The sequence below is a fragment of the Devosia sp. LjRoot16 genome (assembly GCF_964252795.1).
Lineage (GTDB): Bacteria > Pseudomonadota > Alphaproteobacteria > Rhizobiales > Devosiaceae > Devosia_A.
Map to the genome: position 1 here is coordinate 544,628 of NZ_CAXUPH020000004.1, position 25,877 is coordinate 570,504.

The 25,877-nt window shown below is 64.9% G+C and carries 24 protein-coding genes; 17 read left to right on the forward strand and 7 right to left on the reverse strand.

Features of this window, described 5'->3' with window-relative positions:
* The first annotated feature begins 117 nt into the window (after nucleotides 1-117).
* The 10 genes from ACSQ23_RS20635 to ACSQ23_RS20680 all read left to right on the forward strand — a co-directional run bounded on the left by ACSQ23_RS20635 (nucleotide 118) and on the right by ACSQ23_RS20680 (nucleotide 10,482).
* On the forward strand, nucleotides 118-1,215 hold the full coding sequence (locus ACSQ23_RS20635) for a branched-chain amino acid ABC transporter substrate-binding protein (RefSeq protein ID WP_200940429.1): 1,098 nt from the start codon (nucleotides 118-120) through the stop codon (nucleotides 1,213-1,215).
* A gap of 77 nt (nucleotides 1,216-1,292) precedes the next feature.
* Entirely contained in the window at nucleotides 1,293-2,207 is a 915-nt protein-coding gene (locus ACSQ23_RS20640; protein WP_055884637.1) for a branched-chain amino acid ABC transporter permease, read from the forward strand.
* A complete protein-coding gene (locus tag ACSQ23_RS20645) occupies nucleotides 2,207-3,178 on the forward strand; it encodes a branched-chain amino acid ABC transporter permease (RefSeq protein WP_055884634.1) in 972 nt (323 codons plus the stop codon). Before ACSQ23_RS20640 ends, ACSQ23_RS20645 begins: the two co-directional genes overlap by 1 nt.
* Nucleotides 3,175-3,954, forward strand: a complete 780-nt coding sequence (locus ACSQ23_RS20650; RefSeq protein WP_436091708.1) for an ABC transporter ATP-binding protein — start codon at nucleotides 3,175-3,177, stop codon at nucleotides 3,952-3,954. Before ACSQ23_RS20645 ends, ACSQ23_RS20650 begins: the two co-directional genes overlap by 4 nt.
* A 4-nt stretch (nucleotides 3,955-3,958) precedes the next feature.
* Entirely contained in the window at nucleotides 3,959-4,663 is a 705-nt protein-coding gene (locus tag ACSQ23_RS20655; protein ID WP_156387446.1) for an ATP-binding cassette domain-containing protein, read from the forward strand.
* A 46-nt stretch (nucleotides 4,664-4,709) separates the two neighbouring features.
* Nucleotides 4,710-5,960, forward strand: coding sequence for an NAD(P)/FAD-dependent oxidoreductase (locus ACSQ23_RS20660; protein ID WP_436091709.1), 1,251 nt, complete (start codon nucleotides 4,710-4,712; stop codon nucleotides 5,958-5,960).
* A 13-nt stretch (nucleotides 5,961-5,973) separates the two neighbouring features.
* Nucleotides 5,974-6,975 carry a 4-hydroxyproline epimerase gene (locus ACSQ23_RS20665; protein ID WP_436091710.1) on the forward strand — a complete coding sequence of 334 codons (1,002 nt, stop codon included), beginning with the start codon at nucleotides 5,974-5,976 and terminating at the stop codon, nucleotides 6,973-6,975.
* A 156-nt stretch (nucleotides 6,976-7,131) separates the two neighbouring features.
* Nucleotides 7,132-8,235: a cis-3-hydroxy-L-proline dehydratase gene (locus ACSQ23_RS20670; protein WP_436091711.1), complete on the forward strand. Its 1,104-nt coding sequence runs from the start codon at nucleotides 7,132-7,134 to the stop codon at nucleotides 8,233-8,235.
* A 208-nt stretch (nucleotides 8,236-8,443) separates the two neighbouring features.
* Nucleotides 8,444-9,478 carry a trans-3-hydroxy-L-proline dehydratase gene (locus tag ACSQ23_RS20675; RefSeq protein WP_436091712.1) on the forward strand — a complete coding sequence of 345 codons (1,035 nt, stop codon included), beginning with the start codon at nucleotides 8,444-8,446 and terminating at the stop codon, nucleotides 9,476-9,478.
* Nucleotides 9,475-10,482 (forward strand): Ldh family oxidoreductase, encoded by a 1,008-nt coding sequence (locus tag ACSQ23_RS20680; RefSeq protein ID WP_436091713.1) that lies wholly within the window; start codon nucleotides 9,475-9,477, stop codon nucleotides 10,480-10,482. Before ACSQ23_RS20675 ends, ACSQ23_RS20680 begins: the two co-directional genes overlap by 4 nt.
* A gap of 11 nt (nucleotides 10,483-10,493) precedes the next feature.
* Here the strand turns inward: ACSQ23_RS20680 and ACSQ23_RS20685 are convergent, their stop codons facing one another.
* A complete protein-coding gene (locus tag ACSQ23_RS20685; RefSeq protein WP_244488526.1) occupies nucleotides 10,494-11,096 on the reverse strand; it encodes a GntR family transcriptional regulator in 603 nt (200 codons plus the stop codon).
* 279 nt (nucleotides 11,097-11,375) lie between these two features.
* Between ACSQ23_RS20685 and ACSQ23_RS20690 the strand changes: the two genes are divergently transcribed.
* From ACSQ23_RS20690 to ACSQ23_RS20705, 4 genes are all read left to right on the forward strand, one after another.
* Nucleotides 11,376-12,632, forward strand: coding sequence for an extracellular solute-binding protein (locus tag ACSQ23_RS20690; protein WP_436091714.1), 1,257 nt, complete (start codon nucleotides 11,376-11,378; stop codon nucleotides 12,630-12,632).
* Nucleotides 12,633-12,708: 76 nt separating this feature from the next.
* Entirely contained in the window at nucleotides 12,709-13,572 is an 864-nt protein-coding gene (locus ACSQ23_RS20695; RefSeq protein ID WP_056002023.1) for a carbohydrate ABC transporter permease, read from the forward strand.
* Between the two features lie 3 nt (nucleotides 13,573-13,575).
* Nucleotides 13,576-14,412, forward strand: a complete 837-nt coding sequence (locus ACSQ23_RS20700) for a carbohydrate ABC transporter permease (RefSeq protein ID WP_056002026.1) — start codon at nucleotides 13,576-13,578, stop codon at nucleotides 14,410-14,412.
* A 17-nt stretch (nucleotides 14,413-14,429) separates the two neighbouring features.
* On the forward strand, nucleotides 14,430-15,887 hold the full coding sequence (locus ACSQ23_RS20705) for a hypothetical protein (protein ID WP_436091715.1): 1,458 nt from the start codon (nucleotides 14,430-14,432) through the stop codon (nucleotides 15,885-15,887).
* A 96-nt stretch (nucleotides 15,888-15,983) separates the two neighbouring features.
* Here ACSQ23_RS20705 and ACSQ23_RS20710 read toward each other — a convergent pair whose 3' ends face one another.
* Entirely contained in the window at nucleotides 15,984-17,273 is a 1,290-nt protein-coding gene (locus tag ACSQ23_RS20710) for an ABC transporter substrate-binding protein (protein ID WP_436091716.1), read from the reverse strand.
* A gap of 170 nt (nucleotides 17,274-17,443) precedes the next feature.
* Between ACSQ23_RS20710 and ACSQ23_RS20715 the strand changes: the two genes are divergently transcribed.
* Entirely contained in the window at nucleotides 17,444-18,343 is a 900-nt protein-coding gene (locus ACSQ23_RS20715; protein WP_436091717.1) for an AraC family transcriptional regulator, read from the forward strand.
* Nucleotides 18,344-18,717: 374 nt separating this feature from the next.
* On the opposite strand, the gene ACSQ23_RS20720 is transcribed toward ACSQ23_RS20715, so the two are convergent.
* The 4 genes from ACSQ23_RS20720 to ACSQ23_RS20735 all read right to left on the reverse strand — a co-directional run bounded on the left by ACSQ23_RS20720 (nucleotide 18,718) and on the right by ACSQ23_RS20735 (nucleotide 22,466).
* Entirely contained in the window at nucleotides 18,718-19,446 is a 729-nt protein-coding gene (locus ACSQ23_RS20720) for a creatininase family protein (RefSeq protein WP_436091718.1), read from the reverse strand.
* A complete protein-coding gene (locus ACSQ23_RS20725; RefSeq protein WP_436091719.1) occupies nucleotides 19,443-20,417 on the reverse strand; it encodes an aldo/keto reductase in 975 nt (324 codons plus the stop codon). The genes ACSQ23_RS20720 and ACSQ23_RS20725 overlap by 4 nt, the downstream gene beginning before the upstream one ends.
* Before the next feature lie 2 nt (nucleotides 20,418-20,419).
* Complete coding sequence (locus tag ACSQ23_RS20730; protein WP_436091720.1) at nucleotides 20,420-21,217, reverse strand: phytanoyl-CoA dioxygenase family protein; 798 nt, start codon at nucleotides 21,215-21,217, stop codon at nucleotides 20,420-20,422.
* Nucleotides 21,218-21,512: 295 nt separating this feature from the next.
* On the reverse strand, nucleotides 21,513-22,466 hold the full coding sequence (locus ACSQ23_RS20735) for a hypothetical protein (RefSeq protein ID WP_436091721.1): 954 nt from the start codon (nucleotides 22,464-22,466) through the stop codon (nucleotides 21,513-21,515).
* Nucleotides 22,467-22,666: 200 nt separating this feature from the next.
* Here ACSQ23_RS20735 and ACSQ23_RS20740 point away from each other — a divergent pair, with 200 nt between their 5' ends.
* Nucleotides 22,667-23,305, forward strand: a complete 639-nt coding sequence (locus ACSQ23_RS20740; protein WP_436091722.1) for a TIR domain-containing protein — start codon at nucleotides 22,667-22,669, stop codon at nucleotides 23,303-23,305.
* 254 nt (nucleotides 23,306-23,559) lie between these two features.
* The gene (locus ACSQ23_RS20745; protein WP_436091723.1) at nucleotides 23,560-23,775 is read left to right on the forward strand and encodes a hypothetical protein; all 216 of its coding nucleotides are present in this window, start codon (nucleotides 23,560-23,562) and stop codon (nucleotides 23,773-23,775) included.
* A gap of 28 nt (nucleotides 23,776-23,803) precedes the next feature.
* Here the strand turns inward: ACSQ23_RS20745 and ACSQ23_RS20750 are convergent, their stop codons facing one another.
* A complete protein-coding gene (locus ACSQ23_RS20750) occupies nucleotides 23,804-25,822 on the reverse strand; it encodes an ATP-binding protein (protein WP_436091724.1) in 2,019 nt (672 codons plus the stop codon).
* Nucleotides 25,823-25,877 lie beyond the last annotated feature (55 nt).

Here is a 25,877-nt window from a genome sequence, read left to right on the forward strand (position 1 = left end):
CATCCGGCTCCTGTTCGCCCCCAATTGACGAAATGTTAACGCGGCTGCATTGTGCCGACAAGGTGCATGCAAGGATGCATCTGAGGACAAGGGAGACGGAACGACATGCGTAATGTCATGAAAACCGCAGCAGGCCTCGCACTCGCCATCGTGCTCGGCGTACCAGCGATGGCGCAGGATACGCTGACCATCGGCATTATGGTCCCCACCACCGGATCGGAAGCCACCTACGGGCAGGACATGGCCAATGCCGTGAACCTCGCGATCGGCGAGATCAACGCGGCAGGCGGCGTATTGGGCAAGCAGCTGACCTCGACCATCGGCGACGACGGCTGCGACGCGCAGCTGGCAGTCAATGCCGCGAGCAAGCTGGCGGCCTCCGGCGTGGTCGGCGTCGTGGGCGGCTACTGCTCGGGCGCCACGGTGCCGACGCTCAAGATCTACGGCGACGCCAAGATCCCGCTGATCATTCCGGCGGCCAACTCGACCAAGCTGATCCCGGAGAACCCGGGCAACGCCTTCATGATCAACTCGACCGGCAATGACCAGGTGGCCAAGGCGATCGAGTACTTCAACGCCAAGGGCATCAAGAAGATCGCCATCATCAACCAGGGCGATGCCTATTCGCAGGACCTGGCTGACCTGACCAAGAAGAACTGGGAAGCGGCCGGCAACACGGTCACCAACTTCGAAGTCACCAACAAGGGCGAGCAGGACTATTCGGCGGTGGTCACCGCGATCACGGCTGCCAGCCCCGACGCGGTGTTCTGGACCGCCTATTATGCCGATGGTGGCCTGTTGATCCGCCAGCTGCGCGAGCGCGGCTACCAGGGGCTGATCGCGGTGGGCGATGGCTCCAACTCGCCGGAACTGTTCAAGATCGCCGGCCCGGCGGCCGAAGGCGTGATCGCCTTCTCCAACCCGACGGCCGAGTTCCTGCCGGAAGCCAAGGCGTTCGCCGAGGCCTACCAGAAGCAGTTCGGCGCCGCGCCGGGCCCCTACTCGACGCTCAGCTACGACGCGATGAAGCTGCTCGCCTGGGCCCTCAACACCGCCGGCACCACCGACTCGGCCAAGGTGATCGAGACGCTGCAGGGCGCCAACTTCACCGAGACCATCTCGGGCCCGATCTCGTTCACCCCCGAAAAGACCCTCGCGCGCTCCAACTTCGTGGTGCTCGAAGGCAAGGGCGGCGCCTGGACGCTGGCGCAGTAACCACCTGACCCAATCGCGGATCGGCGCTCCGGTGCCGGTCCGCTCAGGGCGAGACTGACCCAAGGGCGAGGTGGCGGGTGAGCATCTTCGACATCTTCACGAACCAGTTGCTGAACGGCATCGTGCTCGGTTCGTTTTATGCGCTGGTGGCGCTCGGCTACACCATGGTGTTCGGCGTGGTGAAGCTCTTAAACTTCGCCCATGGCGAGCTCTACATGGTGGGCGGCTTTGCCGGCTTCCTGGTGCTGTCGTTCCTCGCGCCCTATCTCGGGCCCGGCTGGCTGGGCGTCGCGGTGTCGCTGGTGCTGGCGATGATCGCCGTCGGTTTTCTCGGCGTGGTCATCGAGCGCGTCGCCTACGCGCCGATGCTGTCGGCGCCGCGCCTCTCCATCCTGATCACGGCGCTCGCGGTGTCGCTGGTGCTGCAGAACGGCATGCTGACGCTGACCAAGGGGCAGTACGTGCCCTTCGGCGCGGCGCTCGGCTTCGGCGGGGTGAAGCTCGGCAACCTCTTCATCAGCTACAACCAGATGATCCTTGTCGGCGTCGCCGCCGCGCTGATGCTGGCGCTCGAGCTGTTCGTGTCGCGCACCCAGTATGGCCGCGCCATGCGCGCCGTATCGGTCGACAAGGACATGGCCCGGCTGATGGGCATCAACGTCAATGCGGTGATCGCCATCACCTTCTTCCTCGGCTCGGCGCTCGCAGCAGCGGCCGGCTCGATGGCCGGCGCCTATTACGGGTCGCTGTGGTACTTCATGGGCTTTCTGATCGGGCTCAAGGCGTTCACCGCCGCGGTGATCGGCGGCATCGGCTCGATCCCCGGCGCCATGCTGGGCGGGCTGATCCTCGGCCTGCTCGAGAGTTTCGGCACACAGCTGCCGGGGGTGGGGAGCGAGTGGAAGGACGTGTTCTCGTTCTCCGTCCTCATTCTCGTTTTGGTGTTCAAACCGACCGGGCTGTTGGGCAAGCCCGAGCAGGAGCGCATGTGATGGCGCAATTCCCGGAACGACCAAGTGCCTGGGGCGGGTTGGCAACGCTGCTCGATACGCCACAGAAGCGCTATGCGGCGATCGCCGTCATCCTCGTCGCCATGGCCGTGGCGCCCTACATCTTCGGCTCCTACGGCACGGTGATCCTCACCAACGCGCTGCTTTATGTGCTGTTGGCGCTGGGGCTCAACATCGTCGTCGGCTATGCCGGCCTGCTCGACCTCGGCTTTGCGGCGTTCTTCGCCGTCGGCGCCTATACGGTGGGCATCACCACGCTGCATTTCGGGCTCAACTTCTGGCTGGCGCTGCCGCTGGCCGTCCTCCTCGCCATCGTCGCCGGCATCGTGATCGGGGCCCCGACCCTCAGGCTCCGCTCCGATTATCTCGCCATCGTCACGCTGGGCTTCGGCGAGATCGTGCGGATCACGGCGCGGAACCTGCGTGAAACCGGCGGCGCCAGCGGGCTGATCGGCATCGACTCGCCGTGGCTGTTCGGCTGGCACATCCGCACGCCGCTCGATTTCTACTATGTGTTCTGCGCACTCGCGATCCTCGGCGTCATCGCCTCGGTGCGGCTCGCCAACTCGCGGCTCGGGCGCGCCTGGCTCTATGTCCGGCACGACGAAGACGCAGCCGAGGCGATGGGCATCAACCGGGTGAAGGTGAAGCTCGCCGCCTATGTGGTCGGCGCCATCTACGGCTCGATCGGCGGAGCGTTCTTTGCCGCCAATCTCGGGGCGATCTCGCCCGAAAGCTTCTCGTTCCGGCAATCGGTGCTGATCCTGATGGCGGTGATCCTGGGCGGCATGGGCAAGATCCCGGGCGTCATCCTCGGCGCCTTCATCGTCATCCTCGCGCCCGAACTGCTGCGCGACTTCGGCGATCTCAGGCTGCTGATCTTCGCGGTGGGCCTGCTGCTCATCATGCTGTTCCGGCCGAGCGGCATCTGGCCGGCGAGGAGCAAGCGATGAGCCTCCTCGACCTCAAGGGCGTCAACCTCAGCTTTGCCGGATCGAAGGTGCTCGACGCAGTCGATTTCAGTGTGCCCGCCGGCCGGATCGTCAGCCTGATCGGGCCGAACGGGGCGGGCAAGACCTCGCTGTTCAACTGCATCACCGGCTTTTACAAACCGCAGCAGGGCTCGATCCGGCTCGACGGCACCGAGACGCTGCGGATGAAGCCGCATCAGGTGACGCAACTCGGCATCGCCCGCACCTTCCAGAACGTGCGGCTGTTCCGCGAGATGACGGTGCTGGAAAACGTCATGTCGGGCCAGCACAGCCGCACCCGCGCCGGAGTGATCGATGCGATCCTGCGGTTGCCCTCGCAACGGCGCGAGGAAGCCGAAATCCGGCGGATCGCCGAGGAGTGCCTGAGCTTTGTCGGCATCACCGAAGGCTGGGAGCGCGAGGCGACCACCCTGCCCTATGGCTGGCAGCGCCGCGTCGAGATCGCGCGAGCCCTGGCGACGACACCGCGGCTGTTGCTGCTCGACGAGCCGGCCGCCGGGCTGACCTCGGGCGAGAAGGAAGAGCTGATCGAGCTCATTCGCCGCATCCGCAACGAGCGGGATATCTGCATCCTCCTGATCGAACACGATACCGGGCTGGTGATGCGCCTCTCCGAGCGGGTCAGCGTGCTCGACCACGGCGTGATGATCGCCGAGGGCACGCCCAAGGAAATCCAATCCAACCAGCGGGTGATCGAAGCCTATCTCGGTGTCGAGGAGGACGCACTTGACCTCTGATGTGATGCTCAAGCTCGAAGGCATTGCCAGCGCCTATGGCAAGATCGATGCGGTCAAAGGCATCGACCTCGAGGTGAAGCGCGGGCAGATCGTGACGCTGCTCGGCGCCAACGGCGCCGGCAAGACCACGACGCTCAAGACCATCTCCGGCCTCGTCCGCGCCAAGGCCGGCCGGGTGCTGTTCGAGGGCAACGACATTACCGGCATGCCAGCGCACCAGATCGCGCGGGCCGGCGTGGTGCATGTGCCCGAGGGGCGGCATGTGCTGCGCGGCCTCAGTGTACGCGAGAACCTCGAGCTCGGCGCCTTCACGGTGAAAGACGCGACGCTCAGGAAGGATCGGCTCGAACAGGTATTCGCGCAATTCCCGATCCTCAGGACACGGGCCAACTCGGACGGTTCGTTGTTGTCGGGCGGCGAACAGCAGATGCTGGCCATCGGCCGGGCGCTGATGCATGGCCCCAAGATCCTGCTGCTCGACGAGCCCTCGATGGGCCTCGCGCCCAAGCTGGTGCTCGAGACGATGAAGATCGTGAAGCGGCTCAATGAAGCCGGCACCACTATCCTCCTCGTCGAACAGAATGCCCGGCTGGCGCTGCGGCTCGCCCATTACGGCTACGTGCTCGAGAGCGGCGTCATCCGCCTCGAGGGCGAAGCCAGGCAACTCAGTGCCGATCCCTCGATCGTCCAGGCCTATCTCGGCAGCTGAATGCACCTCCCCGAAACCTCCACAGTAAGCCCAAAGGCCACCTGACTTGACCACGACGACCAGCATCGACGTCGCCATTATCGGCGCCGGCATTATCGGCGTTTCCACCGCCTTCAAGCTGCAGGAAGCGGGGCGGACAGCCGTGCTGATCGACCGCAAGGGCATTGCCGAGGAGACCAGCCGCGGCAATGCCGGGGCGTTCGCTTTTTCCGACGTGATCCCGATGGCGACCTCGGGCGTCCTCGGCAAGCTGCCGCGCTGGCTGAGCGATCCGCTGGGCCCGTTGACCGTCCGGCCGGAGTATCTGCCGCAGATCACCCCCTGGCTGCTGCGCTTCTGGCGCGCCGGCTGGCCCGACAAGGTGGCGGCAAGCCTCAAGGCGCAGAGCGCCATGATGCGGGTTGCCAGATCCGAACTGGAAGCGCTCGTCGCCAGCGCCGGCCTCGACGGCATGATCCGCCGCGACGGGGTGCTCGAACTCTACGAGAGCGAAGACGAGCTCAAAAAGACGGCGCGGGACGACGCAGCCAAATCAGCCGAGGGCATCGAATTCCGCCATGTGCGGGGGGCCGAGCTCAGCGAACTGCAGCCGGGGCTGTCGCCGCGCATCACCTGCGCCACCTTCATTCCGAAGTGGCAGACGGTCAGCGACCCCTATGACTACGCGGTTGCGGTGGGCCAGGCGGCCATGGCGCGCGGCGCCAGTTTCCGCCAGGCCGAGGTGGTGCAGGTGCGGCCCGAGGGCGATGGCGTGGTCATCCAGCTCAGTGACGGCAGTTCGCTGCGCGCCCGGAAGGTGGTGGTGGCGGGCGGGGCGTGGTCGAAGCGGCTGACGGCGGCGCTTGGCGACGACATCCCGCTCGAGACCGAGCGCGGCTACAACACGACGCTCCCCGGCTATAGTTTTGACCTCAAGCGCCAGCTGGTGTTCGGCGGCCACGGCTTCGTTGTGACGCCGCTCGCCAGTGGCATCCGCGTCGGTGGTGCGGTCGAACTGGGCGGACTGAAGCTGGCGCCCAATTTCAAGCGCGCCGACGCCATGCTGACGAAGGCGGCAACCTTCATGCCCGGTCTTGTGACCACCGGCGGCAAGCAGTGGATGGGGTTTCGCCCGTCGCTGCCCGACAGCCTGCCGGCGATTGGGTTCTCGCGCCAATCGCGCAACATCGTCTATGCCTTCGGGCACGGCCATCTCGGCCTGACGCAATCGGCCGGTACCGGCAAGCTGGTGGCGGAACTCCTCACCGGCGCCACGCCGTCTCTCGACCTCACGCCCTTTTCTCCGCAACGCTTCTAGAACGAGCCTTTCCATGTCCCGGCATATCTTCACCTGCATCGATGGTCACACCTGCGGCAACCCTGTCCGCCTCGTCGCCGGCGGCGGCCCGCTGCTCAAGGGCAACACGATGATGGAGCGGCGCGCCGATTTCCTCGCCAACCACGATTGGATCCGCAAAGGGCTGATGTTCGAGCCGCGCGGCCACGACGTGATGTCGGGCTCGATCCTCTACCCGCCGACGCGCGAGGATTGCGACATCGCGATCCTGTTCATCGAGACCTCAGGCTGCCTCTACATGTGCGGCCACGGCACCATCGGCACGGTGACCATGGCGATCGAGAACGGGCTGATGACACCGAAGACGCCAGGCGTGGTGAACCTCGATGTGCCCGCCGGCAAGGTGGTGGCCGAGTACACCATGGATGGCGAGTATGTGGACAAGGTCCGCATCACCAACGTGCCGAGCTTCCTCCACTCCACCGACCTCGAGATCGAGGCGCCGGGGCTCGGGCAGCTCAAGGTCGACGTGGCCTATGGCGGCAATTTCTACTGCATCGTCGACGCCCAGGAGAATTTCTCCGACATCGCCGACGTCTCGGTCGGCGACCTCCTCCGCTGGAGCCCGGCGCTGCGCACGGCGATGAACGAGCGCTATGAATTCATCCATCCTGAGAACGACAACATTCGGGGCTGCACCCACATCCTGTGGACCGGCAAGCCGACCGATGCCGCCAACACCGCCCGCAACGCGGTGTTCTACGGCGACAAGGCGATCGACCGCTCGCCCTGCGGCACCGGCACTTCGGCGCGCATGGCGCAATGGTATGGCCGCGGCAAGCTCAAGGTCGGCGACGCCTTCAACCACGAGTCGATCATCGGCTCGGTGTTCAACGGCCGGGTCGAGCGCGCGGTGAAGGTGGGCAACTATGACGGGATCGTCCCCTCGATCGCCGGCTGGGCCCGCCAGACCGGCCTCAACACTATCTATATCGACGACCGCGACCCCTTCGCCCACGGCTTCTCGCTGGTGTGAGCGATGGACCGAAAGAAAGGCCCCCTCACCCGGCGCTACGCGCCGACCTCTCCCCCAAGGGAGAGGTGGTGGTCGGGCAAGATCGAGCCACAGCAACACCTCTCCCTTGGGGGAGAGGTCGGATTGCGCAGCAATCCGGGTGAGGGGGCCTTCTGAATGAAAATCACTGCCATCAAAGTCTACCAGGTCGATCTGCCGCTGCGCGAGGGCCGCTACAACTGGAGTGGCGGCAACTTCATGGAGGTGTTCGACTCGACCGTGGTGGCGGTCGAGACCGATGCCGGGATCACCGGCTATGCCGAGTGCTGCCCGCTCGGCTCGGCGTACCTCCCCTCCTACGCCAAGGGGGTGCGGGCCGGCATCGCCGAGATCGGCCCCAAGCTGATCGGGCATGACCCGACCGATCTCTGGCCGCTCAACCATCACATGGATGCGGTGCTGCGCGGCCACCCCTATGTGAAGGCGCCGATCGACATCGCCTGCTGGGACATTCTGGGGAAGGTCGCGGGGCTGCCGGTCTATAAGCTCCTGGGCGGGGCCGAGCAGGAAAGAATCGCGCTCTACCGGGCGATCAGCCAGGAAGACTCGGCGGTCATGGCCGAGAAGATCGCCGGCTATCGCGCCGAGGGCTACACCAAGTTCCAGCTCAAGGTCGGCGGCGATGCCAATGACGACATCCGGCGCATCCGGGCCTGTCGCGAAATCCTCGCCGAGACCGACATCCTCGTCGCCGACGCCAATACCGGTTGGACCATGGCCGACGCGGCGCGGGTGGTGAACGCCGTCCGTGATCTCGATGTCTATATCGAGCAGCCCTGCATGAGCTACGAGGAGAGCGTCTCGATCCGCCGCCGCACCAGCCTGCCCTTCGTGCTCGACGAGAATATCGGCACGGTCGGTGATCTGGTGAAGGGGATTTCCGAAGACGCCTTCGACGTCATCAACCTGAAGATCAGCAAGGTCGGCGGCCTCACCAAGGCGCGGCAGATGCGCGACCTCTGCGTCGCCTCGGGCATCCCGATGACCATCGAGGACACCTGGGGCGGCGACATCGTCACCGCCACCATCGCGCACCTCGCCCGCTCGACGCCGCAGAAGTTCTGCTTCACGGCGACCGACTTCAACTCCTACGTCACCGTGTCGATCGCCGATGGTGCGCCGAAGCGGGTGAACGGGTTCATGACGGCGAGCGATGCGCCGGGGCTGGGGGTGGAGCCTAAGTGGGACGTGCTCGGGCAAGCTGTGCAGGTGATTGCGTGACCCTCAGTCGGGACACGCACCGGCCTCTCCGTGATCCTCCCCCGCGTGGCGGGGGAGGGGGACCGCCGAAGGCGGTGGAGGGGGCGGCAAGACTCGCCGGCTTGGGCTCCCCCCTCCACCAGCTTCGCTGGTCCCCCTCCCCCGCCACGCGGGGGAGGATTACGGCACCGCCGGTGCCTCCTGTCGACACCCCACTCTGGATGACCAAATGAGAACTACCCGCGCAATTCATATCGTCGGCTGCCACGCCGAAGGCGAAGTCGGCGATGTGATCGTCGGCGGCGTCGCGCCGCCGCCGGGCGAGACGCTGTGGGAGCAGTCGCGCTTCATTGCGCGTGACCAGACGCTGCGCAACCTGGTGCTGAACGAGCCGCGCGGCGGGGTGTTCCGGCACGTCAACCTGCTGGTGCCACCGAAGGATCCGCGGGCGCAGATGGGCTTCATCATCATGGAGCCGGAGGACACGCCGCCGATGTCGGGTTCGAACTCGATCTGCGTCGCGACCGTGCTGCTCGATACCGGCATCATCCCGATGACCGAGCCGGAAACCCGGCTGGTGCTGGAAGCGCCGGGCGGTATCGTCGAGGTGGTTGCCGAGTGCCGGAACGGCAAGGCGGAACGGATCACCGTGACGAACGTCCCGAGCTTTGCCGATAAGCTTGGCGCAACACTCGAGGTCGAGGGCGTCGGCACACTCACCGTCGATACTGCCTATGGCGGCGACAGCTTCGTCATCGTCGATGCCGAGGCGCTGGGCTTCCGCATCGCCCCCGACGAAGCCCGCGAGCTCGCCGAAACCGGCATCCGCATCACCCGCGCCGCCAACGAGCAGCTCGGCTTCACCCATCCGACCAACCCGGACTGGACGCATTTCTCGTTCTGCCAGATCGCCGCGCCGCTCGAGCGGCGCGACGGGATGCTGACCGCTGCCAATGCGGTCGCCATCCAGCCCGGCAAGATCGACCGTTCGCCTACCGGCACCGGCGCCTCGGCCCGCATGGCGGTGCTGCGCGCCAAGGGCGAGATGCAGGTCGGGGACCGCTACCTGGCGCGCTCGATCATCGGTTCGGAGTTTCTCGGCCGGATCGAGCGGGACACCATGCTCGGCGGCCGGCCGGCGATCATCCCGTCGATCTCCGGCCGCGCCTGGATCACCGGCACCCGCACCGAGATGCTCGACCCCTCCGACCCCTGGCAGGGCGGCTACCGGCTCTCCGACACCTGGCCGCGGATCGGCAAGTGACCACTACTATCGCATATGACGAGCTCGTCGCCCTGCTGCGTCAGGTGTTCCTCAGGCACGCCTGCTCCGAGACGGTGGCGAGCATCCTCGCCGAGAACATGGCAGGCGCCGAGCGCGACGGCGCACATAGCCACGGCATCTTCCGCATCAAGGGCAACCTCGCCTCGCTCGATACCGGCTGGGTCGATGGCAAGGCCGTGCCGGTGCTCGAGGACGTGGCGCCCGGCATGTTGCGGGCCGATGGCCGCAACGGCTTCTCACTGCCGGTGCTGGAGCTGGCGCGCGAAGCGCTGGTCAAGAAGGCGCGGGCCAACGGCATCGCCGTGCTCAGCGTGCGCAAGGCGCACCACTTCAGCGCCGTGTGGCCGGATATCGAGCCGTTTGCGCGTCAGGGATTTCTTGCCCTCGCCATGATCAACTCGATGGCATCGGTGGTGCCGCATGGCGGCCACCGCAAAGTCTACGGCACCAACCCGTTCGGCTTTGCTGCACCGCGTGAGGGCACCGATCCGCTGGTGTTCGACCAGGCCTCGAGCGCCATGGCCAATGGCGACGTGCAGATCGCCCGGCGCGAAGGCCGGCAACTGCCGCCCGGCACCGGCGTCGACCGGCACGGCAACCCGACCACCGACCCCGCCGCCATCCTCGATGGCGGTGCGCTGCTGCCGTTCGGCGGACACAAGGGCTCGTCGATCGCCATGATGATGGAAATCATGGGCGCGGCGCTGGCCGGCGGCGACTATTCGTTCGAAATCGACTGGAGCGCCCATCCGGGCGCTGCCACGCCGCATGGCGGCCAGACCTACATCCTGATCGACCCACAGCGCGGCGCGGTGAACAGCTTTGCCGACCGGCTCGAAGTGCTGATCGCCGAAATCCACGACGCCGGCCAATCGCGCCTTCCGGGCGACCGCCGTTACGCTACCCGCCGCAAGAGCCTCGCCAACGGCATCGCCGTGGACGAAGCGGCGCTGGAGGAAATCCGAGCGCTGGCAGCGGGCTGAGAAGGGGTCTCTCAGTCCGCCGTGGCGTCGGCCGGCTGGCCTTCCACCGCCTCCGGGAGCACGGCATCGAGGTGCAGCGCCATGCCGAGCTCGGCGTCCTGCGGTTTGCCGGCGGTGATGCCGGCGAGGATCCGCTCGTGGTCGGCAATCACCTGCGCCATGCGCCCTTCCTGCGACAGGGTCAGCCGCCGGTAGCGATCGACCTGCACCTTGACCTGCAGCACCTGGCGCCAGATGCCCGGAAAGCCGCTGATCTCGGCGATCTTGGCATGGAAGGCTTCGTCGGCGCGGTGAAAGCCGCTACGGTCATTGGCTTCCGCCGCTTCGCGCTGCTGCTCGACAATGGTGGCCAGCGCCAGCAGCTGGCTCCGCGTCGCCTTCTCTGCCGCCAGCCGCACCGAAGCTGTTTCCAGCGCTTTGCGGATCACCATGGCCTCGGGCAGGTCGTCGTACGGAATGCGGGCGACGAAGGTGCCCGACTGGGGAAAAATCTCGACCAGGCGCTCGTCGGCGAGCCGTTGAATGGCCTCCCGCACCGGGGTTCGGCTGACCCCATAGCGGGCCGCCACTTCCTTCTCGCTGATCGGGTCGCCGGGCTTCAGCCGCAGCGACACAATGTCCTCACGAAGGTTCTGATATACTAGTCGCCAAGCAGAGGCAGAGCCGCCGCCTGCGATGCGAGAGGGACTGGCACGCCGCCGTTGCCGGCCCGATTCCTTGGGCAAATCCATACAGCAGAACCGTTAATTTCCGGGCGTTTGAAAGCCACGAGCTGAACCTTAGCACGCGCCATCCCGTGAATACGAGATGTGAGAGCCGTTGACTTAGATACTAATATATCAATAGCCTATGCAAGAAGGTTGTGGCTGAAGCCCGATCAGGAGGAGAAGATCATGAAGGCTATGAACCGAATGGCTGTATCGGCCATGGCGCTGGTTACCGCATCGCTGATGCCGCTGGCGGCGTTCGCCGGCGAGGTCGAGTTCTGGAGCCCGTTCACCGGGCCGGACGGCAACGCCATCGACGCGCTGGTGAAAGAGTTCAACGCCGGCGCGGGGGCTGCGGCGGGCGTCAGCGTCAACCTGCTGATCATTCCGTGGGACGATTACTACACCAAGCTCTCGGTCTCGATGGCGTCGCGCACCGCGCCGGACCTCGCGGTGATGCACTCGCACCAGATCGCCGGCTTCGTGAAGCAGGGCGCGCTCGAGGCCTACACCCCGGAGGAAATCGCCGCTGCCGGCCTCGCCGAGGCCGATTACATCCCGCAGCTGTGGACCGCCGGCGTCGTCGCCGACAAGCGCTATGGCGTGCCGATCGACGCCTTCCCGCGCCACATCTACTACAACAAGACCTTGTTCGCTGAGGCCGGGCTCGACCCGAACAACCCACCCAAGACCGGCGCCGAACTGCTCGATGCCACGACCAAGCTGCAGGCGCTGGGCAATGGCGTGCAGGGGATGTTCTTCCAGCTCAACGGCTCGGGCGCGGTGCGCAACTTCTACAGCTTCTACTGGCAGTACCAGGACGATCTCTACAACGCCGACATGACCGACGTGGCCGATGGCTTCGCCGAGACGGCGAAGAAATCGCTGTCGACGCTGAAGGCCTTTATCGATGCGGGCGTCTCGCCCAAGGAGATCATCGCCGACAGCGCGGCGCAGTTCGCCCAGAACAAGATCGGTATATCGCTGACCCAGATCACCGACCTGCCGGTCTACCAGACGGCGGCGGCCGACCAGGGGCTGAGCTTCGGCGTCGCGCCGCTGCCGACCTTCGGCGACAAGCCGGCGACCTTTGCGCTCGGGCATAACTTCGTGATCCCGCGCGGCACCCCGCCGGAAGCCCGCACCGATGCGCTGGTGTTCGTCAAATGGATCGGCGACAACAGCCTCGCCTGGGCCAAGACCGGCAAGATGCCGGCCAAGCTGACGACGCTCAACAGCGATGAGTTCAAGGCGCTGCCCGAGCAGAGCCTCATCGCCACCTCGCTCGACTATGTCCACTTCCCGCCAGCGCTCTCAGTGCAGCCGCAGGTCGACCGCGTCGTGCAGACGGCGGCCGAAGCGTTCTATGCCGGCCAGGTCGATGTCGACCAGGCGGTGACCATGATGGTCGACGGCATCCGCCAGGAACTGGCCAAGAAGTAACGGGCCCCTCCCTGCCCGTCAGGGCGATCGGCCAATGCCGATCGCCCTAATCCCCCGACCAACTTGAAGGGCCGTAATGTCCCGCCTCCGCTCGACCCTGTTCCCATATCTGCTGGCGGGACCCTACATCGCCCTGTTCGCGGTGTTCGTCGCCTATCCGGTCGGCCGGGCGCTTTACATGAGCCTGTTCGACTGGGGCATTTTCGGCCCCAACGCCTTTGTCGGCCTCGACAATTACACCTCGCTGGTCGGCGACAGCCGGTTCTGGAGTTCGTTCTGGATCACCAGCGGTTTTGCCGCGATGTATGTGCCGATGATCACGGTGATCTCGCTGGTGCTGGCCGTGATGCTGCACCGCAAGCTCCCCGGCATCGGCATCTTCCGCACCGCCTTTTTCCTCCCCATCGTGATCAACGTCGCGGTTGCCGCCATCGCCTTCAACTGGCTGTTCGAGCCCAATATCGGCACCATCGACAAGGTGCTGAATTTCTTCGGCCTGCCCGGCCAGAACCTCCTGCAGATCCCCGGCTGGTCGCTGTTCGTCATCAGCCTCGTGACGCTGTGGATCAATGTGGGGTTCATGGTGATCATCCTGCTCGCCGGGCTCGAGAACATTCCCGACGAGCTCTATGAGGCGGCGCGGCTCGATGGCTCCACCGCCCTGCAGGACCTGGTGCTGATCACCGTGCCGCTGCTGCGGCCGATCCTCCTGATCGTCGTCGTGCTCTCGATCGTCCAGGCGTTCCAGATCTTCGGCGAAGTGCTGATCATGACCCAGGGCGGGCCGTTCGGCTCGACCACGGTGCTCACCATGCTGCTCTACGAGGAGGGGTTCGAGCGCTTTGCGCTGGGCCGCGCGGCGGCGATCGGCGTCGTCATCACCATCATCATCGCGACGCTGAGCTTTATCCAGTTCCGCTTCTTCCGGCGGGAGGTCTGAGCCATGCAGCAGCGCAAAGGCTCACAGGCCACCCGCTGGATCGTCCTCGCCGTGCTCGCGGCGCTGTGGTTCCTGCCGCTGGTTTCGCTGGTGCTGTTCTCGTTCGCGCCGGCCAGCGAAGTGCTGAAGGGGGTGTTCATCCCCACCCAGTGGACGCTCGACAACTACACCAAGGTGCTCACCGAAACGCAGCGCGGGGTGAGCGTGCCGACCGGCATATGGAACAGCACGGTGATCATGGTGCTGCAGGTGGTCGGCATCCTGCTGCTCGACGTGCCCGCCGCCTATGCCTTTGCCCGCACCAAGTTCATCGGCCGCAACGTGCTGTTCGCCCTGGTGCTGCTGTCGATGATGATGCCGGGCATCCTCGAGGTGATCTCGCTTTACGACCTGATGGCCAATATCGGGCTGGTGAACACGCTCTGGGGGGTGATCCTGCCCGGCCTGCCGCGGGTCATCGGCATCTTCATCCTGCGCCAGTTCTTCATGCAGGTGCCGCGTGAGCTGGACGAGGCGGCGCGCATCGACGGCGCCACCGATTTTCAGGTGTTTCTAAAGATCATGGTGCCGCTGGCCATGCCCTCGATCATCACCGTCACGGTGATCACCGCGCTCTACAGCTGGAACAATTTCCTCTGGCCGCTGATCGTCACCAATACCCCCGAGGCGATGCCGGTGCCGGTGGTGATCGCCTATCTCAGCGCCGATACCAGCGCCGTGCTCAACTACACGGTGATCCTCGCCGCTGCCTTCGTCACCTCTTTGCCGATGATCCTGCTGTTCCTCGTGGGCCAGCGCTGGATCGTCAGCGGAATGCGCCCAACCTCGGGCATCAAATAAAGTCTCAGGAGTTCTTCATGCCGACGATCAAGGTCGACCCACGGCCGCTGCACGCCATTTCACCGCGCCTCTACATGCAGTTCATGGAGCCACTCGGCACCACCGACTCCTCGGTCGAGGCCTGCTGGGATGCGCTGACCGATCGCTGGCGCCCGGATTTCATCGAGGTGGTGCGCGATCTCGCCCCGAGCTCGATCCGCTGGGGCGGTATCCTCACCAGCTTCTGGAAATGGCGCGAAAGCGTCGGCCCGCGCGCTTCACGCCAGGACATGGTCAACTACCTGTGGGGCGGCTGGGAAAAGAATGTCGTCGGCGTCGACGAATTCCTCGAGTTCTGCGCGACGGTATCGGCCGAGCCGATCATGGCGATCAACTTCGCCGCCGACGGCCGCCCGGAATACATCAACACCGAGCTGGGCGAACACCGCTCGGGTGATGCCACAGAGGCGGCCGATCTCGTCAGTTACTGCAACGACCCCGATAATGCCGAGCGCATCGCCAATGGCCGCAAGGCGCCGTGGGCGATCCACACGTGGCAGATCGGCAACGAGACCTCCTACCCCAAGGCCGGCGAACGGTTCACCAGCGCCGAAAACGCCCGCAACTATGTCGAGTTCGCCAAAGCCATGAAGGCGCGCGACCCCTCGATCCAGTTGATCGGCTGGGGCGACATGGAGCGCGACACCGGCAAGTGGTGGGCCAACGAGCTGGTGCAGGAAGGCGGCGACCTGGTCGACATGGTCGCCATCCATATGATGCACCAGAACCCCGGCGACGAGCGGACGGTGCTGCACGGCCGCGATTACCGCAAGGATTACGGCGCGACCTGGGAGGCGCTCGACGGCATGTACAAAAAAGTCGAGGACAAGCTGCTCGGCGCCCGCGCGACGCTTAGGGATCTCGGCACGACGGCGAAGCTCGCCATCACCGAAGGGCACCTGTCGATCCAGCCGCACAACAAATCCGAGATGCTGCGCGAGTGGATCTCCGGGCTCTACCACGCGCGCTGCATGGCGCTGTTCGAGCGCCATTCCGATATCATCGATATCTCGACCCTGGCCGATTTCGCCGGCACCAGCTGGACGGTGAACGCCGTGCTGCTGGGCTCGCCGCGCGAGCAACCCTACCTGCTGCCGGTCGGCCACATCATGCGGCTGTTCCGCCGCAACTCGGGCACGCATGGGGTGGCAATCGCTTCGGACGACAAGGCAATCGAAGTGTCGGCCAGCCGCTCGGGCAACACGCTCTACGTGCACGTCGTCAACACCAGCCTCGACCATGCGGCCGACGTGAACCTCGACCTCGGCGGGGTGACACCGAAGGCGGTCCGCGCCCACCGCATCAACCCCGAACTCGACACGGCGATCGACAGCACCGCACTCGAGGTGTTCGCGGTGACCACCACCAACGAGCCGGCGGCTGGGAAACTGCACGTGCCCAAGGCCTCGGTGACGGCGTACGAGATCGAACTCTAGCCGTCGTCGTTGTCGAGCCGCCGCTGGTGAAGCGGCAGCTCGACAGGGAACGGCGACCCGCGTCGAGGACCCGACGCGGGTCGCTCCAGGCGGAGCTTACCAGCCCGGCAGAGCCAGCTGCTGCGCCTGTTTCTTCACGTCCTCGTCGTAGAGCGCGGCGCCGTCAGCGGCCGAGCGGATGCCGGAGCCGACTTCCACGGTGATCTGCGGCAGGTTCGGCCCCTTGACCGGCGAGAGGAACTCCAGTGCCGGCGCCGTTGCTCCGTCGGTCTCGAAATAGGGCAAGAGGTCGCTGACCACCGGCGGCACGTCGGCCGGGATAGTGCAGCCCTTTACGAGATAGGGGCCGGTCGCGCCGATCGCCGCGGTCTGGGCATCGCAGCCGGCAGTGCTGGCGACGAACTCGACGAAGCGCTTGGCCTCCGCCAGGTGCGAGGTGGTCGAGGTGATGTAGAGCCCGTTCGGCATCCAGGTGGTGAGCCCGTTCTTCGTCGCGTCATCGCCCGGCAGCGCGAAGAAGCCGACATCGTTGACGAGGTCCGGATAGGTCGTGGCGATGGTGCCGACGGTGATCGAGAGCATCGGATATTGCGCGCCCTCGCCTTCGGCCACCATGCGCAACCCATCCTCGAAGATGGCCGAGGCGAAATCCTCGTTGAGGTAGCCGGCTTTGAACACCTCCTCCTGCCGCTCAAAGCCTTTCAGGGCGGGAGCGGTGGCGTACTTGGCCTGATTGGCGGTGTAGCGCTCGGCAAAATCCGGCTCGGCCGCCTGCAGGTTGTAGTAATCGCCGAGCATGAAGAGCTGCGCCGTCCACGGAGTACCGAAGGTCTGGATGACCGCGGGGATGCCGGCTGCCTTGAGCTTTTCGTTATTGGCCATGAACTCGGCCCAGGTCTTGGGCACGGTGAGCCCCAGCTTCTCGAACACCTTGCGGTTGTAGAGCACGCCGCCGCCGAAGGCGGTGCCGATCGGCACGCCGTAGACGCGACCGTCCTCAGTGACCACCGACTTGAATGAATCGAGGATCGCGGCCTGGTATGGCTCGTCGGTCAGATCGACGAAACGCTCTTTCGGGTTGAGCGCATGAAACAGCGAGCCGGCATTGTACCAGAGGAGATCCGTCATATCGCCGGTCGAGAGGCGGGTCTTGACGAGGTTGTCGCCATCGCCGCCGGTGGGGATCAGTTCCACGTCGATATTGATGTCGGGGTTTGCCGCCTCGAACACCTCGATGAGCTTGTTGGCCGTGGCCACTTCGTTCGGGTTGTTGAAATGGCTCAAGGTCAGGTTCACCGTCTGGGCCGAGGCCCACCCGGTTACTAGCCCAGTCAGCGCCGTCGCCAGGACAGCGGCGCGCAGATGAATTGCCGTGCGTTTGTTCACTTTCGTTCCTCCCTCAGTTTCCACCCGTCTCCCGCTGGGCAGTCGGCTAAAGGACCACGGCGCCTCGCCACGCGTCTTGCAGCATTCAGCCGCAAAGCTTGAACGAACCCGCGATTTGCGTCCAACGAAGGGGCTTGTTGCGCTGCGGCAGGTGCGGCTAGGTTCGTTGAATGAATCCCGGATCGCCGTTTGCGGCGCACTACACTATCGAGCAATCGACCGTACAGCTCTCGGCCGGCCGGCCCGTCAGGGCGCAGCGGCTGGAGGTGATCGAGGATGTGCCGCCGCACGACCACGCCTACCACGAGATCTGCATCGTCACCTCGGGCGGCGCTACGCACCGGACCAAAAATGGCCGCGCCCCCTTGGCGCGCGGCGATGTCGTCGTCGTGCCGCCGGGCGAAGTGCACGCCTTCGAGCGGGTCGAGCGGATCGAGGTGATCAACGCCTATTACCTCAGCGAATGGCTGATGGGCGATCTCGGCCTGTTATGGACCGAGCCCGGAGCGGTGCCGCTGTTTCTCTCGACCACGCTGATGCGCGCGCAGATCGTCGACACCGTGCAGATGCGGCTCGACGCCGCCGATTTCGAGCTGGTTGCCGCGGAACTCTCGCAGATCGAAGCCGAGGGGAACCGTGCTGCACCATCGCCGCTGTTCCTCCGCTGTGCGCTGCAGAAGGCAGTGGCGACGATGGCGAGAGCCTGGATGCGGCACGACCCGACCTCGGCCACCCTCACCTTCCGGCCCGAGGTGTGGACCGCGATGGAGGCCATCGATCGGGCTGCCGGCGCCGGCACCCCCTATTCGGTGGCCCGCAGCGCCAGGGCGGCGGGGCTCTCGGTCGACCACTTCTCGGCGCTGTTCCGCGCCTCGACCGGCTATGGGCCGACGGATTTCTTCCAGCGGCGACGCATCCACCGCTCGTGCACGCTGCTGCTCAACCCGCGCCCCAGCATCACCGAGATCGCCGCCGAACTCGGCTATTCCGACGCCCCGCATTTCTGCCGGCTGTTCAAGCGCTACCAGGGCATGACGCCCTCGGCGTATCGGACGATTTACAATGTGTGAGCCGGGTTCTTCACGTTGTTGGCTACAAGCCGCTCCGCAAACTCGGTGTCATCCCAGCGAAAGCTGGGACCCATTTCACAGCCCGCACCAGGGGAGAGTTGGGTCCCAGCTTTCGCTGGGATGACAGCCGGCGGGGAGGCGATCCAGTACCCTAGCCCACCCATAGAAGGGCACCAGAGGGCCCCGTACTGACGCTCGGCAAGCGCCCCAAACTCGGTGTCATCCCTGCGAAAGCTGGGACCCAACTCGCCGCAGCGCAGGTGGATGAATGGGTCCCTGCTTTCGCAGGGATGACAGCCGGTGGGTGGGGCGATGCAGCGGTCTGGCTCATCCATGACGGCACCAGAAGGCCCCCATCAGTGAGGCGCTCCGCTCTAGAGCGCACCAGCCTCCCCCAGCAGCCAATCAACCATGGCGTCCCGCAGCGGCAGCGCCTCACCAGGGTCGAACCGCCGCGGATCGGGACCGAAGATCCCGAACAGCGGGTGCGCGGGGTCATGCCGCTGCGCCCCCATCTCGTTGCCACCCGGGTCGATGCTGGGCGCTTCGGCCAGTGCCGGCAGCAGGTCGAGCCGCACCCGATCAGGCCACAGCGCACTGAGCAGCGTGGTCTCGAAGCGGGCGGCATGGTCCGGCGCGAGGGCCAGGCCAGTGGCCATGCTGACCGCCAGCGCCCGAACTCGCATGCCTCCGCCCGAACACGCCCATTCCGCCTCCAGCCCGCGGAGCATCTCGATCTGCTCGCCCGCGAAGTGACCGCTGAGGATCACCACGGCGCCGACCTCGAATGCCCCGAGGCGCCGGAGCGTCTGCCGCAGCAAGGGCCGGATCTCGTCGGCTGCGGCCATGATCGTCCAGGGATAGTCGCCATGCCCGCCGCCGGTGCCGTAGTAGAGCGGCGGCAGCACCAGCCCACCGCCGCGCTGCGCCGCCAACAGGCACAGCCCATGCGCAGTGAGCCCGTCGAGACCGACCGGCAGATGCGCGCCGTGCCACTCGTAAGTCCCGAGCGGCAGATAGACGAGCGATCGCTGCGCCAGCCCCTCGCGGATTTCGCTCGGCAGCAGCAGCTCGAATTGAACGGAAGCCGGGTCCGCGCTCATTGGTAGTAGTTCCGCGGCCAGCTATGGGCGCTCAGTTGCGCCAGCAATTCCTCGGGAAACGGCGCGCCATCGGCATAGGCGATGTTGGCGTCCACCTCGGCCGGGCTGTGCATCCCGGGGATGACGGTCGAGACCTCCGGCGCACTGAGGCTGAAGCGCATGGCGGCCTCGGCCAGGGTCGCACAATAGGGCGCGCAGAGCTGCTTCAGCCGTTCGACCCGCGCCAGTGTTTCAGCGAAACGGTCGCCGCGAAACAGCTGGTGCGGCACCGATCCCGCACGCCAGCCGGCGTAGGTCGCGGCAGTCCAGCTGCCGGTCAGCGAACCGGAATCGAGCGGCACCCGGGCGATGAAGGCCGACGGATGATCCGGCGCGGCGGGAAATAACCGATCCCGCGGGCGCTGCTCGAACAGGTTGAAGATCACCTGCTGCGAACTGACGAGGCCGAGGCGCGCCAGGTCAATGCCGTCATCGGGCCGGTAATCGCGCAGCGACACGCCGATCTGGTCGAGCTTGCCCTCGAGCCGCAGCGCATTGAGCGTCTCCAGCCAATCGAGCTCGGTGACGCCATCCGCCACCCAGCAATGGAGCTGCAGCAGGTCGAGGCGCTCGACCTGCAGACGCCGCAGTGACGCTTCGACGGCAGCGCGCAGATGCCAGGCCGGGTAGCGGCCGCGCATCAGTGGGCGATCCTCATTGGGGCTCGGCCAGACGGTCGGCTGCACCTTGGTCGCCACATAGATCCGGCCCTGCCGCCATTGCCGGACCGCCTCCCCCACCACCGTTTCGGAGCGGCCCTTGCCATACATCTCGGCCGTGTCGACGAAGTTGATGCCGCGCTCGAAGGCGTGGTGCAGCGTGCGGATCGACTCCGCATCGCTCGCCCCGCCCCAGTCGCCGCCGATCTGCCAGGCGCCGAAGCCGATCTCGCTGACCTGCCAGCCGGTGCCGCCGAACGCCCGGTAGCGCATCGCTAGCCGACCCGCGGGAACAGCTCGCTATCGAGCAGATCGCCGGCCGCAAACCCCTGCTCGTCGGTGACGATATGCGGCTTGCCATCGTAGCGCGTGCCATCGGGCATATAGATGATGGCGAAGGCTTCGCGCGTGCCGTCGGACTTGTTGGGGCCAGCATAGTGGAAGGTCAGCCCGTTGTGAAAGGTGGCGCTCCCCGCCTTCAACGGCCGCGGCACCGGCTTCACCGGCCTCAAGTGCGGGGCGTGGTCGAACAGGTCCTGCGGATCGCTGAGATCGACGGCCGGCTGGGGCCCCAGCGAATGGGTGCCCTCGACGAAGGCCATGCAGCCATTATGGGTCGTCGCATCCTTGAGCGCGATCCAGATCGTCGTCTGGTGCCAGCGGTCGACATGCGGCCAGTACACCGCATCCTGATGCCAGGGCGTGCGGTTGTTGCCCTTCATCGGTTCCTTGAACAGTGCCTGGTCGTGCCAGAGCCGCATAGGGCGTCCCTCAAGGCGCATCGCGATACGACCGAGCGCGGCGGACAGCGTGAACCGGGCAACATCGGGGTGGCGTTGCCAAAGATTCACCTTTTGATTGAAGATCTTCTCATAGGTCGCCTGCGCCCCGGTCCGCGGCCGATCGGGCGCCTCGTTGGTCTCTACCGCCACCGCATTCACCACGGCCCCCCGCATCGCCTCGAGCACCGGGCCGGTGATCACATCGTCCAGTTGAATGAACCCGTCCCGGCGATACTGGTCGATCTGCTCCTGGGTGAGCGGGTAGTCGGGAACGCTGAGCGTATCGTGCACCTTTGTCTCCTCGGGTCCGGCTGTGTGCCGTGTTGTCTGAGGGGATAGTCGCACTGGCGTCTGGAGCTGTCTTGGATCGATCGGAGGTGGGAGTTGAATGAAGCCGGGATGGACGGCGGCCCTGGGGTGGCAGGCGGTCTTCGGCGCGAGCGGAGACCTCGAAATCGAGGTGAATGGTGCAGCAGGAGAGGATTGAACCCGGCGAGAGTTTCGTCTGAGCCCCGGAAATCGGGCACTTTCCGAGCATCAGTGCACCCCGGTGTGTACCACCCCTGTAGCCACACCCGGTTCGGCTCTATTGCTCCGCCGCCTCCGCCGCACGGGTCAACTCCACCATCTCGCCGTGTTGCTCCAACCATACTGCTTCGATGCTGGCGAACGCCTGCTGCATGGAGCCGATATGGGACCTGAGGGCCTTTAGGCTCTCATCCGCATCCGCGCACGCTGACTTCCATTCGGGAAGGCTATCGGGGTTCCGCAGGGGCGCGAGATTTGAGCACCTGCTCGCCACCTGTTCCGATTGCTGGAGTAGCCCACTGGCTCCACTCGCAAACGACTGCTTGGCCGCCTCAACCCGCCCATACGCCGCTGACGCCTCCACCTCAGTTTGGCTGATAGCGACAGACAATTGGCTCCGGGCAACGGAGGCTTCATCACCGCCAATGATACCCCGCTCTTTCGCAAGGCCCCGACGCATACGATCCGTGGCGTCCCTGAAAGCGGCCTCGGTGGGGGCGAACCTCGCCAGCCGGTCCACGGTCTCCGCCGCGAACTTCTTTGCCGCCACGCTGAAAGCCCGAAGCTCTCTAAGAGCCTTGTCCTCCGCTTGGGATTGGCGAACGATTTCGGCGGATAGGGCTAGGCCAGTGAGCGCCGTTCGGTAGTCGTCCACGGCACCACTGCGGAGGCGGAGGTCCATTCCTTTGCCGGTGAGCACCAGTTCTTCCCCCGAGACGGTGACTGAGACGGTGGCGGACTCTCCGAGGAACTGTTCGGCGGTGAGTGTCAGTACCGCGGAAGGTCCGTCTGCCGCTCCGTTGAGAGAAGCAGTCCGGGTCTCCACGGTGCCCTTGTCCGTCACCAAGCTCTGCTCAAAGCGGCCTGTCACGTGCCCGTCGCTTGTCTCCACGAGTTGCACCAGTACGGCACCCATGTCCGACCGGGCGACGTAGCTCCCCGTCAGGCCACCGGCCTTCGCGCCTCCGATCATCGCTAGGCAGACCAGAAGCAAGACCGCCAGATACCGCATCGCGTGTTCCTCGTATCCAGATCGCGTTGGTGGCAGTTCGGTTGACCACAGGGGGTTTGATGTTGTGGTGCCGGAGCACTTGGTTTAGCTGAACTTACTCAAAATCGTATTTGCATGCTGCTTGGGGGAAGCAATTGGGCAAGGATGACATAATCAACCTACTGCAGACGAACGGACTGCAAATACAATCGATTGACCGCATGAGCAACGATCTCGGGTGGTCAATACGCTGTGCGGGCGGCGAGATCGTTCAGTGCTATGACAGCGGAAAGGTGGTCGCCCAGGGAAAGAACCAAGGCGGCATCAAGGCGCTCCTCGGCCAACCCCTAGCCGTACCGATTGGCAACGGATTACCCGTCGCGGCTCCCGCCAATGGAGCAGCAGGACCGCGCGATGTGTTTGTAGTTTATGGGCATGACGACCCGGCGAAAACCGAGTTGGAGGCGATGCTACGGCGATGGGGTTTGAACCCGCTGATCCTCGATCAACTGACTTCTGGCGGTCAGACAATCATTGAAAAGTTGGAAGGTGCGGCAGGTAGGGCGAGCTTCGCAGTCGTGCTTGCCACACCCGATGATGAAGGCCATCGCGAGGGGCACCCCGAGGAGAAGGCTTTTAGGGCACGGCAGAACGTGGTCCTCGAACTTGGAATGATGCTCACTAAGCTCGGTCGAGATCGGGTGGCAGTCTTGATGAAGCAGCAAGAGAATATGGAGCGGCCCAGCGATATCCAAGGGTTGATCTACATTCCGTTCAAGGATGACGTGAGGGAGGCGGCGCTGCCGCTTGCGAAGGAGATAAACGCCAAGGGCATTCAGATCGACCTGAACCGAGTGTGATCGGGGCTGTGGTTCCAAGATGGAGACGATAGTTGGATTGGGTTTCGCTGGTCCTCTCACTGTTCGGGTTTGGGCAGGGTCGCGCAGACCGGATTGCTGACCGAAGAGCCGAAGCCTTCCGACTTACGGCGGAGGTGGCAGGGGACGTGGAGAGGGCGTTGGACCTCATAGACACCGAGACCGCGAGGCTGCTCGCTAGGTGCGCCCAAGTGTGCCCCGACGAACCTGCTGCGGCGGAAAGCTGCTCAAGCTCGATGGCGAAGATCAAGGCCGACGCTCAGCAGTTGCAGACCCTTGCCGACACCGTGAAGGACCACGTTATCGCCCAGCGCGGGCTGGCAGAATGGGACCGGCTCATCCGCGACCTGAACGAGTGGGGGGCGACCGCTTCCCGTCTGGTCCCTTGGATTGAGGGCGTTGTGGGTCGCTTTGATGCGGTCCTAGACGGGCGTGAACGGGGGCTCCAATGAGGGAAATTGCCCTCCAACATTTGCCTTTCTATGCCGAGGTGCTCTCAGCCTCGGCGACTTGCACGGCGCTTTCCTCGACCTCCTCAAGCTCGGGGTTAAGGTATTTGGCGTAGGTAGAGCGGAGGTAGGTCAGCGCATCCTCGCGGTTCACGCTCGCCTGCAACCGGTCCTGCACGAACCGCATCCGCCCCTTGCTCTCTGCGAACAGTTCCGCCCAAGACTTCACCCACACCTCAACGAGGCCGTCGTCCGTCTGCGCAACCTGCCCGCGCGGCTTGTCCTTCTGGCGTGCTTCGGTCTGAGCGAACTCGTCCAGATCATTGGAGACTACCCAGAAGGTCCACCGGGTGTTGATGTGGCGGAACCGCTCGTCCTTCGCCACGGTGTAGGCGTAACTCTTGGCCTGCATGATCTCGGCCCCGCCGATCTTCTTCGACGGGCGCTTGAGCTCAACGACAAGGTGCTCCCTCTCGTCGGCCCGGTTGGTGGGCACAGACCGCGATAGCATCAAATCTACTATGCCGACCTTGCCATCGATGCGCTTCACGGGCTCGTCGATGACGGTGTCGGCCCCAATCAGTTGCCGGTGCTTGCGGAGAACTTCGGTCAGCGACTGGTCGTCTACGGTGAGGTTGAACTCCTCGCCGAACACCCATGTGTTCCCTTCGGCCAGGATGCGGTGAAGTTGGCTGCGCTCCTTGACGTGCGGCTTGGTGTCGGGGTCGAAGATCAACGCTTCAAGCCCAGTGAGGAATCTCATCCGGTCAGTCACCAAGCGAGAGGCCGTGATAATGTTCCCGAGGTCGGCGTCGCGGAGCAGCTGCGATAACTCCTGCTGCTTCTTTATGGGCAGCTGTAGGACCTCGGTGAAAATGTGTTGTAGCTCCTCCGGTCCCCTCTCGACGGCGTGGCGGAGCATCCTCAGCTGGAACGCCTTCGTACGGCTGTCTTGATCCGAGAAGGTGGGAAGCTGCCGGTTCAGGTTGAGCGCAAGAATATCGAAGACCTGCCGCTCAGCCACCTCCACAACGCTTTCGGCGGGCTCCCGGTACGGGTAGACATTCTGTTCCTTCCACTTCTCGATTTCCGAGCGGGACTGCTCCGTGTCGAGGTCCTTGAAGTAGCCCTTCGTGAGGTCCGCGGCTTCGTCGTAGGCCGACTTTAGTGCCGGGGTGAAGTCAGCTAGGTCAATCTGGCCGGTGGTTTGAAGCTCGTCGAAAAGCCCAGACCGTAGGTAGGCGGAGAACTGATGCCCCGGACTGTGAAAAGTCGGTGTCAGGCGCTGGAACGGGAAACCCTCGTCCCCACACAGAAAGACCCAGCGTTCCGCCGACGACTTCCACTCGATCAGATGTAACTTGACGCCATACGTGCGCCCCTCGTGGGTCACTTCGTTCAGCGTGAACTCCGCGCGGTTCTCGATCAGGCTCTCTGGGTCTAGTTTCGCGCGGTCAACAAAAACGGCAACGTCCCTGTAGTCGGTCAGATAGAGCGCGAACAGTTCAGAGAACGGCTGGACGGCTTGGTCCGCTTCAAGCGAGCGGAAGGATCGGTCGAGTTCCGTAATCCGCACCTCCACGCCTGTGGAAATGCCCCGGCCCAACTCCTCTGGCTCGGACACACGCACATCAGTCAGATCGTCGCGGATGATGGTGATGGTGAACCGAAGAACGCGACCGTCTTCTGCCCGGTAGACGCTGGTCCACTGGGCAACTCGCCCGATTGCCAGTGCCTTGAAGCGCCCCTTACCCTCCTTGCCATGAAGGATGCGGCCTCGCTTCCGCGAGCGGTTGCCGTGTGCCTTCCACGACCCGCCGAGCCTACCGAACAGCGCCTCCGCCTCATCGAAGGAGATGCCGTGCCCGTTGTCAGTGACGGTGACCGCCTCAAGCCCCAGCGGCCCGCGCTCAAGCCCCACGTCGACGCGCGTAGCGTCCGCGTCGAGGCCGTTCCACACCAACTCCGCAACTGCGGGGATCGGCTTTGCGCTGGCGAGCTTATTTATGTGGTCCTTCTCGACCACCACTTGGTAGTGCCTGTCTGCCATGGCGTTGCCCCCCGTAAGGGCACTCTACCGAACCACCAAAGGGAGCGAAAGCCAC